This is a genomic window from Paenibacillus sp. FSL H8-0332 (assembly GCF_037963835.1).
Lineage (GTDB): Bacteria > Bacillota > Bacilli > Paenibacillales > Paenibacillaceae > Paenibacillus_AQ > Paenibacillus_AQ rhizoplanae.
Genome location: NZ_CP150145.1, coordinates 407,925 through 423,620, shown reverse-complemented (window position 1 = coordinate 423,620; position 15,696 = coordinate 407,925). Strand labels below are relative to the sequence as shown.

Here is a 15,696-nt window from a genome sequence, read left to right as displayed (position 1 = left end):
TGACAGCCGTTTCTACAAACAAGTAGAAACGGCGTTGCCGTCCTTAGACAAGGCGTTACCGTTTCTACGAGAAATTCGTGTGAAACCGATTTATTCGTTCTTACCTTGTATGCAGCAAGCCCTTGCTTGGAACAGCTTATTTGGCCGGAGCTTTACCAATCCACTTCGAATAGATGGCATCATACTCCCCATTTGCTTTCAGTTCAGCCAGTGTATCATTAATCGCCTTAACTACATCGGCGTTGCCTTTCTGGACCGCAATGCCGTAAGGCTCATCGGTGAATGGCTTCCCTACTACCTCAAATCCGGGGTCCTGGGAGGCCATCCCGTACAGAATCGCATCATCCGTAGTGAGCGCATCGCCCTGACCCGCCTTGAGCGCGCTGAAGGCATCCTGGTAGTTATCGAATTCAAGCACGGTTACGCCCGGCACCTTCTCTTTGATATTCTTGATCGAGGTTGCCCCCTTGGAGCCGAGGACCTTCGTATCTTTGGTAACACTCGCAAGACCTGTAATTGGGCTGCCCTTCTTCACCAGCAGGGACTGACCGGCCTGGAAATAGACGTCGGAGAAATCTACTTCCTTCTTGCGGTCTTCCGTAATGGTCATGGTAGCCACCACCATATCGATCTCGCCGTTATTCAGCATCGGAATGCGCGTCTTGGAGGTGACCTCCTTCAGCTCAATGGCATTCTCGTCACCCAGGATTTTTTTGGCGATGGCCTTGGAAATATCGATGTCGAAGCCTTCCACGTTGCCGGAGGCCGGGTCCTTCAGACCGAACAGACGGGTATCGAACTTCACACCGACGAGCAGCTTGCCGCGCTCCTTGATCTTGGCAATTGCCTCAGAGTCAGCAGCTGCCCCTCCGGCTGCATTGCCGCCTGCCGCAGGTTCATTCTTGCCCTTGTTGTTGCCGCACCCGGCAATGACCAGCATGGCCGCAATCGTCAGCACACTTAACACCTTGAAGCTCTTGGACATTTTCATTTTGTTTCCTCCCCGGATTCCTATATTTTTAGTTTAATGGCTTAATACACGGCTGAGAAAAGTTCGCGTCCGCTCTTCCTTCGGGCTAGCGAAGAAGGCTTCCGGCTCCGCCTCTTCCACGATCTGTCCCTGATCCATGAAGATGACCCGGTCCGCCACCTCGCGGGCGAAGCCCATCTCATGGGTCACCACGACCATCGTCATGCCCTCTCGGGCTAGAGCACGCATGACATCCAGCACCTCCCCGACCATCTCCGGGTCCAGCGCCGAGGTCGGCTCGTCGAACAGCATGATCTTCGGCTTCATCGCCAGCCCCCGGGCAATAGCCACCCGCTGCTGCTGTCCGCCGGATAGCTGGGAAGGATAGGACTGCGCCTTGTCGGCAATGCCGACCTTCTCCAGGTAATACATTGCGGTCTTCTCCGCTTCCGCTTTGCTTAAGCCCAGCACCTTCACCGGAGCCAGCGTGATATTATCAATTACCTTTTTGTGCGGGTACAGGTTGAAGTGCTGGAAGACCATTCCGATCTCTTTACGCAGGGTATTGATATCTGTCTTGCGTTCGTTTACAGTTATACCGTCCACGGTTAATCCGCCGCTCGTGATCGTCTCCAGACGGTTAATGCAGCGCAGCATCGTGCTCTTGCCGGAGCCGGAAGGACCGACTACAACAACTACTTCCCCTTCCTGAACATGCATGTCAATGCCCTTCAGTACATGGAATTGTCCGTAATGTTTGTCTACCTGATGAAAGTCGATCAACGGCTTGGCCTCCTTTGTCTAATCGGATGTTTGTCAGCAATGGTAACACTTAAAACAAACCTTACTTCAGAGACTACCAAATCCTACATAATACTACGCAAAATTAATTTACTATATGTTATTTTCTTTTAGTCATGTTATGTATTTCATTTTCTTCGAACGCCTATTAACTTTTTTTATCGAGTTGTTGTGACTTTTTGTGACATTTCTCGCTTGAAAAATCAAAGAACCCACTCTTAGGCCGAGGCTTACCGCTGAACGCAAAAAAAGATGTCCTAAAGCCATTCGTGGCTTCTGCGACATCTTGTCCAGGCAATCTATTCTGTTCCCATCTAGAAGAAGAGCTTGAAGATCACTCCCGCCAGCAAGGCGCTGATCGGAATGGTAATGAACCAGGTAACCACGATCCGTCCGGCCACTCCCCATTTGACAGCGGAGAAGCGCTTGGCTGAACCTACACCCAGTATGGATGAAGTAATAGCATGTGTCGTACTTACCGGCAGATGCAGCAGCGTGGCTGTGAAAATAACAGAGGCCGCCGAAATATCCGCCGCGAAGCCGTTAATCGGCTCGATTTTGAAAATCTTCGTGCCCATCGTCTTAATAATCTTCCAGCCGCCGATAGACGTTCCGAGCGCCATCGATGTAGCGGCTGCGATCTTAACCCAGAGCGGAACATGCATGGTATCCAGCCGTCCTGAGGTTACAAGCGCAAAGGTGATAATCCCCATAGCCTTCTGGGCATCATTCGTACCATGCGTGAAGGATTGCAAGGCTGCCGTAATCACCTGCATGGATCTGAATCCTTTATTGACCGTATGCGGACTATGCTTCGCGAAGATCCATTTCAGGATCATCATGACGATATAACCAATAACAAACGCAATGAGCGGGGAGAAGATCAGCCCCTCCACAATCTCAATGAAGCCATGCCATTTAACGTTCTCTGAACCTGCACCTACATATACCGCACCGGCCAAAGCTCCGATAAGCGCATGAGAGGATGAGGATGGAATTCCCAGCCACCAGGTTAACAGATTCCAGATAATCGCTGCGATAAGCGTCGCAATAAGAATATCTATCCCGTTATCCAGGGTTGCCGGATCGGCAATGCTGCCGCCGATTTTCTTCGCAACGCCTTCAAACATCAGCGCTCCGATAAAGTTCATGCTTGCAGCCAGCATGATGGCTGTACGCGGCTTCAGCGCACGTGTGGAGACAGAGGTAGCAATGGCATTGGCAGTATCATGGAACCCGTTGATGAAGTCGAACGCCAGTGCAAGAAATATAACAAATCCTAATATATATATAGATGTATCCATATTTGAGGCCCCTTATGAGTTACGCATGATGATCGATTCCAGCATGTTGGCTACGTCTTCACATTTGTCTGTGGTGGTCTCAAGCCGCTCATACAATTCTTTGCGCTTAATCAGCTCAATCGGGTCTTTCACAGTCTCGAACAGGACCTTGGTGCAGATACGCAGGACCTCGTCGCCCTGGTTCTCCAGATCATTCAGGCGGATGGTGTATTCCCGGATCGCCAGAAGCTTCTTCTGGGAGAGCAAATGAACCGCCTTCTGGATCTCATACGCACACTGGCGGAGAATCTCAGCGAATTGAATAATATACTCATCCGCATCCAGCAGGTTATACATATAGAAACGCGAAGCAGAGGCCTCCAGACCATCAATAACATCGTCCATGCTGGTGATCAGATCCATGATGTCGTCACGCTCCAGCGGCGTAATGAACGTTTTGTTGAGTTCCTTGATGACAGTGTGCGTGTACGTATCGCATTGGGATTCGTATTTCTTCATCACCCCGGCGAAGTTCTCCACATTGCCCTCTAGAGTCGAGATATTCTGAGCGAAATAATCGGCCGCCTGAACAATGGTGTCAGCCATGTTTTCCAGCGTCTCAAAGAATATATCCTTTTTTCTAAACCTCATTAGCCTTAAACCCCTTTACATAAAATTGCCGTGAAAAATGCAGCCACCCATATGTAAACAGCATGAAAATGAATGACAACCCTTGTTATCTTAACATAACAACAGAAGGGATAGAAGACAAAAAACCGAACTTTTTTACACTATAATAACAATTCCCTGTAACTTGCGAAAATAGTCATCCGAACATTCAATTCCCCGGCCGGACTTAGCGGGACGCTGGCGCCAGCGTATATTCGACATGACTGCTGAACGAAGGGCTGTTCGGCACGATCAGAATATGTGTCAATCCCGGGAACATCAGCGCCTCCTTACCGTCCTTCTTCACGAACCGGATGATGTCTCCGGGGCTGCGCGACCATTTGCCCTTAATAGAGACGCCGCGCTGTAACAGCACCGCTTCGCCTCCCAGCTCCGTATCCACCTGAAGTCTGCCGATATCATCAAGCACCTTATGGTCCGAACCCATCACGATGATGTTCGCCGCTTCCACCGGACGGTTATTATTCAGATCCAGATGCGGCTTGCCGTTCACCCAGCGGGCATACGTGCGCTGCTCTGCGTTATATTTGTACCCGACATTATAGCTCTTCAGCAGGAAGTTGACACTCAGTTCCAGCGCCGGGGTGCCCTCCACCGGGATGTAATCCGGATCGTTGAAAAGAAAACCGGGCACCTTCACGCTCTCCGCATAGCCCAGCTTCGCTGCACCCTCCCGCAGCTTAGCGGCATTGCTGTATAGATTATGCGGTGCCTTGCGTTCCTTGTCCCGCCAGAAGTAAGCTCCCGCACGGCCGATCTCGTCCATATCCGCCTTCTTCTGCCGCTGCAGAATGGCATAAGCGTCCGGACTGCCTCCGGCATGGACCGTTACGCCGCCGTAGCTCTCGCCGATATCCAGCAGATACGGGCGGATACTGCGGATCGGCCCGATCTTCACAACTCCGGCATGACTCTGAAAGATACCGATCAGCCGGGTAATCCCGCCTTCAGCCAGCACCTCATACAGAACATCCGCCTCGCTGATCCCGGACTGCGGCCGGGCCGCCGGGGCATTATTGATCATGACCGCAAGCGGCCGGGGCAGGCTTCCCTCCTCAGCTGCCAGGCCCGTTAAGCCGGAGACCGCTCCGGCAGCAGGCGCAGGGGTCGCTGTCTGCTCCGCCGCCTCTGTCGGCAACGGTTCCAAGGTTGGTGCTGCTGTAGGTGCAGACGTCGGTACAGGCACAGGGCTGGCCTGCTCGTTACTACAGGCAGAGAGCAGTGCAGCAGCAAGGACCAGAGCATATACAGGACGGGATACATAACGGTTCATCGGTATAGACACGTTGTTCCTCCTAATCGTAAGTTACAGCTTGCTTCTCTCGATGCTCTTCTATGAAACTCGCTTCCTTCATTTAATCATAGCTGGCAGAGTTTGTCTTGAGTCAAGTGGAAACGGCAGCAGAAAAAGGGTACAGCCCATATAGCAGCTGTACCCTCTATTCATTCTTATATTAGTCAAGCATCCAGCAGTTCAAGCTGAGCGTACCGTATTGGTAGGCCTGAATCATTAGCTGTGCCTGTCTACCTTCATCGGCTGCACCCATTACGTAGAAAAGCGGGATGAAATGTTCCTTACCATAGGTAGGTACGGCTTCCCTGACATGCGGTGCTTGCTTCTCATAGGCATACAGGGACGGAAGATCCCAAGCCTCAAGCCGCTCTGCAATCCACCCGTCGAAGTCAAGCGCCCATTGCTCCGGCTGATCCTTCTGCTTCAGCAATCTGAGGTTGTGAACCAGGCCGCCGCTGCCGATCAGGAGGATGCCTTCGTCGCGCAGCGGGGCAAGCATCCGTCCGATGCTATACTGCTCCTCAGGCGAGCGGAGCGAATCCACGGATAAGGCCACGACCGGGATATCCGCCTGCGGGAACATTTTGCTCAGGATGACCCAGGCGCCATGATCCAGCCCCCGGCTGAGCACTGGCTGATGGGGCAGATTATGGTCCTTGAACAGTTCCGAAATACGGCTGCTGAGTGCGGGATCACCTGGAGCAGGATAATTCAGCTGATACATCTCTTCCGGGAATCCGTAGAAATCATGCTGCGTTTCATGTTGTGCGTCCACTGTAATCAGCTGCTCGGGACTGTCCCAATGGGCTGAGAAGATCACAATGCCGCGGGGCTTCCCCAGATCAGAACCCATCCGCTGCAGGAAACGCGTATAGTCGTTATCCTCAAGAACCAGCAACGGGGAGCCGTGCGCAATAAAAAAGGCCGGTAATTTCATAGGATGGGAGCCTCCATTTCCAAGTCATGGTCTGCCCCTTTATTTTACAGCTTATTCCCAGTCATTGCGAGTGCGTTTACCGCTCCTATATCATCCAGTTCTGCCATTCCTCCTGCAGGTGCTCCTGCTGGTTCATCCAATCCCGGGTGCGCTTCAGCACCTGCTCCTGGGCCGGACCCGAAGAGAAGGTATGATCGCCCTGGAAAATAATCTCCTTGTCGCACCGTCCTTCCGGACGGGTCCAGAACAGCTTCTGGTAGAGGAACGCATAGTCTACAGGGATCACATCATCGGAGGTTCCGTGGATGACCAGCACATCGCCGCTGAATTTCCCCGCCTCCTGGAACGGCTGGAAGGCGGCCAGGGAATTGAAGTATACCGGAGTGAACGAATAGCCGGCATAATCGGCTACTCCGCTCTTCACCGACCGGTCAAAGGCTTCTCTTCCGACAATCTTGACGATATCATTGAAGGGATAGCCGACGGCTGACCAGAGTACCAGGTTCTTCACCCGCCGGTCACGGACACCGGTCAGCAGCGCCACCGCGCCGCCCAGACTATGGCCGATTAGCGTTACACGCTGCGGGTCCACATCTGCTGAGCTGATACCGTAATCCAGCACCGCCCGTGTCTGCCCGATCATCGACTCCATATCCTCGCTGCCGTAATTGCCGCTGCTCTCCCCGCAGCCCGCATAATCGAAGCGGATCACCATATAGCCATCCTGCGCCAGCTCACGGGCTGCCTTGACGAAGATCCGGTCGACACCGATCCGGCTGCCCACGAAGCCGTGGCAGATCACGGCAAGCGGCACCCGGTTCTTGCACCGTCCTGTCCCTGCCCGGTCTGCGGCCGGGTAGTGTATGCTCGCTGTCAATTCCTCTCCGTTATGCCGGATGATGATATTCCGTTCCATTGCGGCGTCCTCCCCTGAAATGCTGATTTATTTTAAATTATAATAATTCCGATTAATTTAGTATGATTTATGCCTCTATTATAATATCTGCGCTAATTTCTTGTCAATAAGCATGTAGCCCGCCGATTCATTCAGCCCGATTATAGAAAAGGCCCCTTCCACTCCCGTAGGAGCAAAAGAGGCCCTGTCCGCTTAGGCATCACTCAGTCATAGCTGTCGTGGAACATATCGTGCGTCTCCTGCCGGCCTTCCCAATCCTCGAGCCCGTTCTCCTGGCCCTGCCCCGCAGCATCCCATAGGCTGAAGCCGTCAGAATTGCCCCAGTCCCCCACATCATTAGTTGGTGCAGGCGCGGTGCCGTCGTTCACAGCCTTGCCGGGTTCCTGCTTGTTCTCCTGTTCCATAACGCTCCCTGCCTTCCCTCTAGCTATAGTTGGTGAAGCCACCACCTCTTCAGTGTTTACTCTTCCAAAAGGATTATTCAGACCCTCGTGAACGAACGTTGTCCTTGCACACGGCTGGTACACAAACGTATACTCTAGGTTGAAGGTATCCTGATCACTCAATGCTGGAGGTATAGGTTCACACTATGAAAGTCAAAGCTATGATTAAGCAGAACAACCTGCTGCGGGAGCAGATGACGCCGTCTAACCGCTCTTATTTCGAAGATATGATTCTGGCGATGCGCGCCAGTTCAGTAGATGCTGTACGTGCAGAGGAGCTGCTGCTTGAGGCGGCTGAGCTGCTGCTGAAGGGACAAGCCAAGGGCAAGCATGCCAAGCAGGTTTTTGGCGAGAAGCCTGGTGATTATTTCAAAGCGGTGATGGATAGCGCCCCCAGGCGCACTCCGCGCAGCCGGCTGAAGAATTCCCTGTTGATCTCCTGGTCCGCACTGACCCTGCTGTTCGGGACGATGGGCATTGCCGGCCTGATTGCGCAGTGGAGCGGCGGCCCGCAGGAAATCTTCGGCCAGCTCAGTATATTCACGCTGGTTGTCGTCGGCGCAGGCTCCATCCTGCTGGTTGAACTGATTATGAAATGGATGACCTCCTTGTCGGAGGACGACAGTCCGAAGCCCAAGACCTTCGACATCAAGGGCCTCGGCATCTACATCGGAATTGCCGTGGTTGCGGTATTCGCCGGTATATTCCTGGACAATCTGTTCCCGGTAATCAGGGTCTCGCCCTGGGTCAGTCTGGTTCTGGCGGCTGCCGGAGGTTTGGGGCTGAAATTGATATTCTTCCCATCTTAGAGGCTGTATCCCATATCTATTCCACACAGGAGGAGACTTGAATGAAAAAGCGTGTCGTTCTATCCGCCGCAATCGCCCTGCTCATGGGGCTTCAGGCAGGCCTATCCGTTCCGGCCGGTGCGGCAAGCAGTGCAAGTAGCCGGACAGGCACTTCCGGAGCAGCTGCAGGCGCTAAGACTGCCGGAAGCGGAGCAGCCGCCCTCAGCCATGCGGAAGCGGTCTACAAAGGCGCGCTCCCGCTGCTGTCCAGCGGCAACCTTCCGGGAGCCATTGCTTACATGAAGACGAAGCTGTATGCGGTCACTCCCTATCAGGCGACAGTGCTGACCCTGAAGCTCGAGAACCTGCATAAGGCTCTCCTCCCCTCCTGGGAGAAGAAGTTCAGCAGCAGCGATGTCCAGCGGAAGCTCCTCACCGTCTATAGAGGGGGAGTCAGCATGGCGAAGCTGGCCGAGAGTACGGAGAACGCTGCCCTGCGCGCCCTGCTGCAAAGTGCGGGAGAGAGCGGGTACAAGCTGGATACCGCCGAGGGCACCTTTTACCCGGTGATTGATTATGCGGCTTACCACAAATATAAGCCTTATGTAACGGAGGATATCAGCAGTTATATTTCCATTATGGCGGCTGAATCAGATCTGCCTCCTTCCAAGGATAACGGGCTGATCATTGCCTGGGGCGAGGTGGCCGACCGTGCGCTGACCCAGGAGCAATTCATTCAGACCTATCCCAAATCCAACCGGGTACAAGCCGTCAAGAAGCTGTATAACCAGTATGCTGTGAACACCTTCTACGGCCAGAACAACACCCCGCTCTTCCATTACGATAATCTGGAGATGGATCTGGAGGCGCAGAAGGCCTACACCAGCATCCTGGCCAAGAACAGCAGTACAAGCGCCTTCCTGCAGAAGCTTGACGGCTTCATGAAGCTGATGAAGAGTAACGGCTACCTGCTGGACGATGCGGCTGAGCAGTATCTGAAGACTGAAGTGCCTCAGCTGTAGGCGGTTTAACTACATCCCGTATACAAAAAGCAGCCCCATCCGCAATCACGCCGGACGGGGCTGCTTCTTATTAGACCAGATTAGATCAGCATACTGAACAGATTAACATCCTTGTTGATCTCTACGTAATCGACGCCCTTCTGCTTCATCCGCTCAATCAGCGGGGCGTAGGCATCGGTAGACATCAGCTCAATGCCGACCAGCGCCGGGCCGTTCTCCTTCTCATTCTTCTTCGTGTACTCGAACCGGGTAATGTCATCGTCCGGTCCGACCACCTCGGTCAGGAACTCGCGCAGAGCACCCGCGCGCTGCGGGAAGTTGACCATGAAGTAATGCTTAAGACCTTCGTAGATCAGGGAACGCTCCTTGATCTCCTGCATCCGGTCAATATCGTTGTTGCCGCCGCTGACGATGCAGACCACGCTTTTGCCGCGGATCTGATCACGGTACATGTCCAGTGCAGCAATGGGGAGGGAACCGGCAGGCTCCACCACAATGGCGTTCTCGTTATACAGCTCCAGAATAGTGGTACACGCCTTGCCCTCCGGCACCTTCACCACATCATCCAGAAGCTTCGAGCAGATATCGAAGGTCAGGCCGCCGACACGCTTCACCGCCGCGCCGTCCACGAACTTGTTGATCTCCTTCAAAGTGATTACCTCACCGCTCTCCATGGCCTCACTCATTGAAGCAGCGCCGCTAGGCTCCACACCGATCACCTTGGTTGCCGGGCTCACCGTCTTGATATAGGTGGCTACACCGGCTGCCAGCCCGCCGCCGCCGATGGTGACGAGCACGAAGTCCGCAGGCTTGTCCAGGTTCTCCATTACCTCCATGGCAATGGTACCGTTGCCGGCAATAATACGCGGCTCATCGAACGGGTGAATCAGCGTCATGCTATAGTCAATGCAAGCCTGCAGCGCTTCATCATAAGCATCATCGAAGGTATCCCCCTTCAGAATCACCTCAACGAATTCGCCGCCAAAGCGCCGGACCTGCTTAATCTTCTGATTAGGGGTAGTGCTCGGCATGAATATCTTGCCTTTGATACCGAGTGCCTTGCAGGAATAAGCCACGCCCTGGGCATGATTTCCCGCGCTGGCGCAGACGATGCCCTTGGCTCTGTCCTCATCAGACAGACTGCGGATCATATTATAGGCCCCCCGGATTTTGAAGGAGCGTACAATCTGCAGATCCTCGCGTTTCAAGTACACATTACAGCCGTATTTGGCCGACAATACCGCATCCAGCTGGAGCGGCGTACGGACGATAACCTCCCGCAGCACATGGTGTGCGCGTACAATATCTTCCATTCCTACGATCCGGTTTTCGCCTTCTCTCATGTTTTCCCCGCCTCACTGTCTCTTTCTTATCGTTTCGCTTCTTGTAACATACTCTTCCAAGGACTTTTTTTCAACCCTTGTCCTCTCCACGCAACATAGCATCCACTGATAGAGGAATTATAGAAGCCTATACCTTAAACCTCGACACCGCACTCAGCAGCTGCGCCGAGCTGAGCTTAATCTCCTCCATCTCCGCTACGATGCTGCCGGACCGCCCGATGATCTGCTCCGCTCCGGCAGCGATCACTCCCGCTCCTTCTGCCCCCTCATTCGTTGCACTGCCCGTCTCGCTGATCGCAGTAAGCATGCTCTGGATGGAAGCGAGCAGCTCTTCCGAGGTGGCGCTGAAGTCCGTCACCAGCTCCTCGACATACCGGGCATCCTCACTGTACCGCTCTCCAGTCTCCTGCATGGCATCGTAGTCCTTCTTCACCTGGCTGTCCATGAAGCCCAGCATACTCTCCGCAGCCTCCACCAGATTTACTGTGTACGGGCTTAGTGAAGAGAAGCTGCGCACGGCCATTGAACAGTCGGGATCGATCTAGCAGATCAGTACGCTTACGGGCGCCATTCTGGAGATCGCCGCCCAGACCAACCTGTTATCGCTGAATGCTTCAATTGAGGCGGCACGGGCCGGGGAAGCAGGCCGTGGTTTCGCTGTAGTGGCGGAGGAGATCCGCAAGCTCGCGGACAACTCGCGTGAGACGGTGACTGAAATCCAGTCTGCTTGTGTGCGAGATTCCCACGCTCTCTTCCTTCAGTTGCTCCGCCCGTACGTTAATTTCTCCGGCGGCTTCCGCCCCCTCCTGGGCTTTGCGGGCAATTCCGTTGATCGCAGCCTCGATCTGGGTCGTGCTGGCGTTCATCTCCTCCATCGAGGCGGCGGTCTGCTGAAGGCCTGCCGACAGCTCCTCCGTAACCCCCGAGATATCGGTGATGCTGCCGTCCAGCACGAATACGTTCTGCTCTGTATTCCCCACCGCGCCAGAGATACTCTGCGAGCTATGCATGATCTCCTGAATCAGTGACTGCTGCGAGGCGATCATATCGTTGAAGCCCTCAGCCAGCACCCCGATCTCGCCTCCCGCGGTCACCCTAGCCCTTACCGACAGGTCTCCGTCCTTCGCCTGCCCGAACGCAGCCGTGAGGAGCGGAATCTGCTTCAGAATACTGCCCGAGACCAGATACAGCAGGACAGACAGCACCGCGATTGAAGCAATAATGGAGAGGAAGAAAATCAGCTCGAAGCGCTTCAGCTCCAGCTCCGCATGCTTCTGCGGTACGATCAGTGCGACTGACCACTGGTTAGCCACAGCCGGTGAATAGGATACATAGCTGGGCTCGCCGTCTATGTCCGTCCGGATGACATTCGAGCCCCACTGCAGCATTTTATCGCCGACAGCCTTCCACGCTCCACCCAGATCAGCCATCTTCTTCAGCAGGATATGATCCGGATTGGGATGATAGATGAAGGTCCCCGTCTCATCAACCAGCACGGCATAGCCGCTGCCCTTATAATTAAAAGCGCCGAGCGCCGCTGTAATCTGCTCAATCGAAATATCTGCACTCGCCACACCGATCAGCTTGCCTGAATCATCAAGCAGCGGTGTGCTGACACTGACGACCATTTTCCCCGATCCGGCATCGATATAAGGATTGGTAATCGTAACACGCTTGTTCGCAGCCGTAGCCGAATACCAGCTTCGCTCCTTCAGCACATAGTCTGCCGGTGGCTCGAATTCATCCTGGGTAATCACCTTGTTCACCGCATCCAGACCTATGTATACATTGAGCAGATCCTTATTGTTGTTCTTAATCAGGTTCAGCGTCTGGATCAGCTCCGCGTACCCGTCCGTATTCTTCAGCGTCTGCGTATCCTTCACTCTCAGAATGAAGTCGCGAAGGTAGGCGTTGGCATTGAGCAGCGTCACACTGTCCACGGCAGGCTGCAGCAGGTCATTGACCTGCACCCCGATCTCCCCTTTCTCATACGTCAACGAGCTCTTCAGCCCGTCCACGATAAGCTGCTCGGCATTGCTGTAGATCACTGCAGACACCGCCATGAAAATAACCACCACAGACAAAATCACTGACAAAAACAGCTTGCCGCGAATCCCCATATTCCTTAATGCTTTCATAGAACTCCCCCATCCCCATGTCAATAGACTCAGGCCATAAGCTCTACCTGCGGCTATTCTCTGTCTTTTCGACTTATTTCTGCAAAAAATCCCTTTATCCCTTTACCGTTTCTCCGTAAGCTGTGAAAAAACTGTGACCATGTCAGGTATTTTCTCACGAATATCATGTCAAACACCCGATCCCCCGTATTCCCGCTTGCTAATGTCAGATTTTTTGCCAAAAAAACACAGCCCCGAAGGACTGTGTCTGGTATTTCATCTATAGCGTCTATTGCTTCAGCATCCACTTAAGCAGATCCGGCAGGCTCGCCCACAAGCGCGAGTGCATAATTACATATTCAATCGCTTCATTGGGATCACCCATACCGACAAAATCCGGAAGATTATGCGGCAGCCGCTTCACGCCCAGCAGGTAATCCGGCACATGCTTGTTCACTCCGCGGGCTATGCGGTAGAGCATTTTGAGCTGCGAGGTGATACCGTTCTTCTTGAACTCCAGTACAATTCGGTCATAGGCAAAAGCCGCCGCCGCATCCTCTTCACCGTAGTTCTTAATGATCCGCTCTGCTTCTTCAAGCTGGTTGCTATACAGGTATACAGCAGTCAGCAGATAGCGGGCACCGGTATTATCATCCTTATTCAGCTCCAGAATATGCTCCAGCATCTCTGTTGCTTCCTCCGCCTTACCGCCGAACCAGCAGGATTCCGCATAGCTCTGACAGATACGGATATAAGGGCGGGTCTCATAGAGCCCCCAGAAGAACCCTTTATGCTTCGTAAAATAAGACTCGCCCAGCTCCCGTCTGCCTGCGGCGATTCCCGCCTTCAGCAGCTCGCGGGCGTCCTCCTCATTCTCCGTTTCCTCGGCCAGAATAAGGTAGGCTTCCGGGCTGTCCGGATAGAGCTCCAGCGCCTTCTCCGCCAGCTGGATCCGGCGCTTCGCAGAGGTTGCCTCCATGGCTTGGGCCAGAAGGGTCTGTGCCTTCTCCTGCGGAGTTTCTGCTCCGTTCAGCGCCATCAATTCGTCCGCTTCCCCGGTCATGCCGTATTCCTCGACATAGTTATAGATCTCTTTAACCTTGCGGGAGATCGTGGCCGTAGTAACCGCGTATTTGTCCGCCAGCTCCGCCTGTGACAGCATGAAGCCGTATTCCTCGGACAGCAGGTATTCGATCGCCGCACAGAAGGAGCCTGTCTTCTTCACGGCCGGCTTGGTCTGGCGGGAGAAGCCGTTCCACAGCAGCAGTGCTTCCAGGATCAGCTCCCGGTCATACTGCTCTCTCATGTGCTCGATCAGCTCCAGCGCCAGCTGTTCATGGGCCGGATGCTCCCAGTTCAGCTCCTTCGCCACCATCTTCTTCAGCTTGGGCAGCGTAAGCTTGCCCGCAGCAGGTGCAGCACTTACCGTAGCCGGCTGTTCCTCGTGCACGATTACACCGGGTATGGTTACAGGCGCTTGCGCCGCTGCATCCCCTGCGTTAACCAGCCTCAGCATCGACTGGGCTGCCGCTCTGTCTTTCTCCATGCAGCATTTCTTATATTTGTTCCCGCTTCCACACGGGCATAAGTCGTTTCTTCCTACCTTACTCAAAACTAATTCCCCCTTAAATCAGTAACTGTACATCCGCATAAGTATCGCTGTTATTGTACTATTATAACATTCGTTATGGAATTGTTAAAAAAGGCCTTTCCCTAGAAAGGAAAGACCCTTTATCTGTATATATCCGCACATTTTCCCCCGTACGAGTTGTATTATAGCACTTCTCCTACAACTTGTCAGTCCTTTTTTTGGGACTTTCTCCTCAGACTAATGCCTTCATTGCGATATCACTGCGGTTCTGTTTGCCCGCAAACGTAATACTCTCCGCACTGGCATAGGCCGATGTACGTGCTTCGGCAATGGTTGCACCCAGGCCTACCACCCCAAGCACGCGGCCGCCGGTGGTCACCCAGCCGCCGTCTTCGCTGCGTGCGGTTCCGGCATGGAAGACCAGCGCTGAGCCGCTGTCTTCCAGCCCGCTGATCGGCACTCCCTTCGGGTAAGGTCCGGGATAACCCTCCGAGGCCAGAACCACGCAGACTGCTGCCTCTTCGCTCCACTCGATCGGAATATCGGCGAGTCTGTCTTCGGTCACAGCGAGGAAAATCTCCAACAGATCGCTTCGCAGCCGGGGAAGAACCACCTGTGTCTCAGGGTCCCCGAAGCGGGCATTGAACTCAATCGTCTTCGGTCTGCCGTCCGGCGAGATCATCAGCCCGGCGAATAGCACACCGCTGAAGGGACGTCCCTCGGCAACCATCGCTCTGGCTGTCGGCTCAATAATCGTCTCCACCGCTTCACGGATGATCGCTTCATCGATATGCGGGAGCGGGGAGTAGGTCCCCATGCCGCCCGTATTAGGGCCTTTATCGCCGTCGAATACAGGCTTATGGTCCTGGGCAGCAGCCATAGGCCGCACTGTTTCGCCATCCACGAACGCCAGAATCGACATTTCCTGCCCGGCAAGGAACTCCTCAATGACTACCTGCGCCCCGGCCTCCCCGAAGACCTTGTCGACCATGATCTCCTGAAGGGCCTGCTCCGCTTCCTCCCGGGAATACGCCACGGTTACCCCTTTGCCTGCGGCCAGGCCGTCCGCCTTGATGACAATCGGCAGCTCCTGGCTCCGCAGATAGGCAAGTGCCGCCCCGTACTCACTGAATTTCTCATAAGCGGCTGTCGGAATGCTGTATTTATGGAGCAGATCCTTCATGAAGGTCTTGCTGCCCTCGATCTCTGCAGCATTCTTGCGCGGACCGAATACAGGGATATCCTGTGCTTCAAAGGCATCCACAATGCCTGCCGCCAGCGGATCATCCGGTCCGATGACCACCAGGCCCACCTTCCGTTCCTTGGCAAAAGCGGTCAGCTTATCAAACTCGAAGACGCCGATCGGCACACATTCCGCAAGCTGCGCAATCCCGGCATTGCCGGGGGCGCAGTAGATTTTACCGGCACGGGGACTGCGGGACAAGCTCCAGATGATCGCATGCTCGCGTCCGCCGCCGCCGACTACTAAAATATCCATAAG

14 protein-coding genes and 2 pseudogenes are annotated in these 15,696 nt (G+C 54.1%); 3 read left to right on the top strand and 13 right to left on the bottom strand.

Annotated features, from left to right (window positions below; all coding sequences use genetic code 11):
- Nucleotides 1-136 precede the first annotated feature (136 nt).
- The 8 genes from NST43_RS01805 to NST43_RS01770 all read right to left on the bottom strand — a co-directional run bounded on the left by NST43_RS01805 (nt 137) and on the right by NST43_RS01770 (nt 7,295).
- Nucleotides 137-991: a glutamate ABC transporter substrate-binding protein gene (locus tag NST43_RS01805; RefSeq protein WP_339222165.1), complete on the bottom strand. Its 855-nt coding sequence runs from the start codon at nt 989-991 to the stop codon at nt 137-139.
- A gap of 33 nt (nt 992-1,024) precedes the next feature.
- Nucleotides 1,025-1,753 carry an amino acid ABC transporter ATP-binding protein gene (locus tag NST43_RS01800; protein WP_209992033.1) on the bottom strand — a complete coding sequence of 243 codons (729 nt, stop codon included), beginning with the start codon at nt 1,751-1,753 and terminating at the stop codon, nt 1,025-1,027.
- A gap of 332 nt (nt 1,754-2,085) precedes the next feature.
- On the bottom strand, nt 2,086-3,075 hold the full coding sequence (locus NST43_RS01795) for an inorganic phosphate transporter (RefSeq protein WP_209992034.1): 990 nt from the start codon (nt 3,073-3,075) through the stop codon (nt 2,086-2,088).
- 12 nt (nt 3,076-3,087) lie between these two features.
- A complete protein-coding gene (locus NST43_RS01790) occupies nt 3,088-3,705 on the bottom strand; it encodes a DUF47 family protein (RefSeq protein WP_339222164.1) in 618 nt (205 codons plus the stop codon).
- 205 nt (nt 3,706-3,910) lie between these two features.
- Entirely contained in the window at nt 3,911-5,029 is a 1,119-nt protein-coding gene (locus NST43_RS01785; RefSeq protein WP_339222162.1) for a DUF3048 domain-containing protein, read from the bottom strand.
- Nucleotides 5,030-5,198: 169 nt separating this feature from the next.
- Nucleotides 5,199-5,975 carry a class III extradiol ring-cleavage dioxygenase gene (locus NST43_RS01780; RefSeq protein ID WP_339222161.1) on the bottom strand — a complete coding sequence of 259 codons (777 nt, stop codon included), beginning with the start codon at nt 5,973-5,975 and terminating at the stop codon, nt 5,199-5,201.
- Between the two features lie 85 nt (nt 5,976-6,060).
- Entirely contained in the window at nt 6,061-6,891 is an 831-nt protein-coding gene (locus NST43_RS01775; protein WP_209992037.1) for an alpha/beta fold hydrolase, read from the bottom strand.
- Nucleotides 6,892-7,094: 203 nt separating this feature from the next.
- Nucleotides 7,095-7,295: a hypothetical protein gene (locus NST43_RS01770; RefSeq protein WP_339222159.1), complete on the bottom strand. Its 201-nt coding sequence runs from the start codon at nt 7,293-7,295 to the stop codon at nt 7,095-7,097.
- Nucleotides 7,296-7,495: 200 nt separating this feature from the next.
- Here NST43_RS01770 and NST43_RS01765 point away from each other — a divergent pair, with 200 nt between their 5' ends.
- Both NST43_RS01765 and NST43_RS01760 read left to right on the top strand, forming a co-directional pair.
- Nucleotides 7,496-8,143 carry a DUF1129 family protein gene (locus tag NST43_RS01765; protein WP_339222157.1) on the top strand — a complete coding sequence of 216 codons (648 nt, stop codon included), beginning with the start codon at nt 7,496-7,498 and terminating at the stop codon, nt 8,141-8,143.
- Nucleotides 8,144-8,184: 41 nt separating this feature from the next.
- Nucleotides 8,185-9,144, top strand: a complete 960-nt coding sequence (locus tag NST43_RS01760) for a hypothetical protein (RefSeq protein WP_339222156.1) — start codon at nt 8,185-8,187, stop codon at nt 9,142-9,144.
- 80 nt (nt 9,145-9,224) lie between these two features.
- On the opposite strand, the gene ilvA is transcribed toward NST43_RS01760, so the two are convergent.
- Both ilvA and NST43_RS01750 read right to left on the bottom strand, forming a co-directional pair.
- A complete protein-coding gene (gene ilvA, locus NST43_RS01755; protein WP_339222155.1) occupies nt 9,225-10,487 on the bottom strand; it encodes a threonine ammonia-lyase IlvA in 1,263 nt (420 codons plus the stop codon).
- 127 nt (nt 10,488-10,614) lie between these two features.
- Complete coding sequence (locus NST43_RS01750) at nt 10,615-11,010, bottom strand: hypothetical protein (RefSeq protein ID WP_339225578.1); 396 nt, start codon at nt 11,008-11,010, stop codon at nt 10,615-10,617.
- On the opposite strand from NST43_RS01750, the pseudogene NST43_RS01745 reads away from it, so the two are divergent.
- Nucleotides 10,994-11,212: pseudogene (locus tag NST43_RS01745) on the top strand (methyl-accepting chemotaxis protein); the annotation flags it as partial. The gene NST43_RS01750 and the pseudogene NST43_RS01745 overlap by 17 nt on opposite strands.
- 321 nt (nt 11,213-11,533) lie before the next feature.
- Here the strand turns inward: NST43_RS01745 and NST43_RS01740 are convergent.
- The 3 genes and pseudogenes from NST43_RS01740 to purD all read right to left on the bottom strand — a co-directional run.
- Nucleotides 11,534-12,550 (bottom strand): annotated as a pseudogene (locus tag NST43_RS01740) (cache domain-containing protein); the annotation flags it as partial.
- 343 nt (nt 12,551-12,893) lie between these two features.
- Nucleotides 12,894-14,216 (bottom strand): SEC-C metal-binding domain-containing protein, encoded by a 1,323-nt coding sequence (locus tag NST43_RS01735; protein WP_339222154.1) that lies wholly within the window; start codon nt 14,214-14,216, stop codon nt 12,894-12,896.
- A gap of 211 nt (nt 14,217-14,427) precedes the next feature.
- Nucleotides 14,428-15,693 carry a phosphoribosylamine--glycine ligase gene (gene purD / locus NST43_RS01730; RefSeq protein WP_339222152.1) on the bottom strand — a complete coding sequence of 422 codons (1,266 nt, stop codon included), beginning with the start codon at nt 15,691-15,693 and terminating at the stop codon, nt 14,428-14,430.
- Nucleotides 15,694-15,696: the final 3 nt, after the last annotated feature.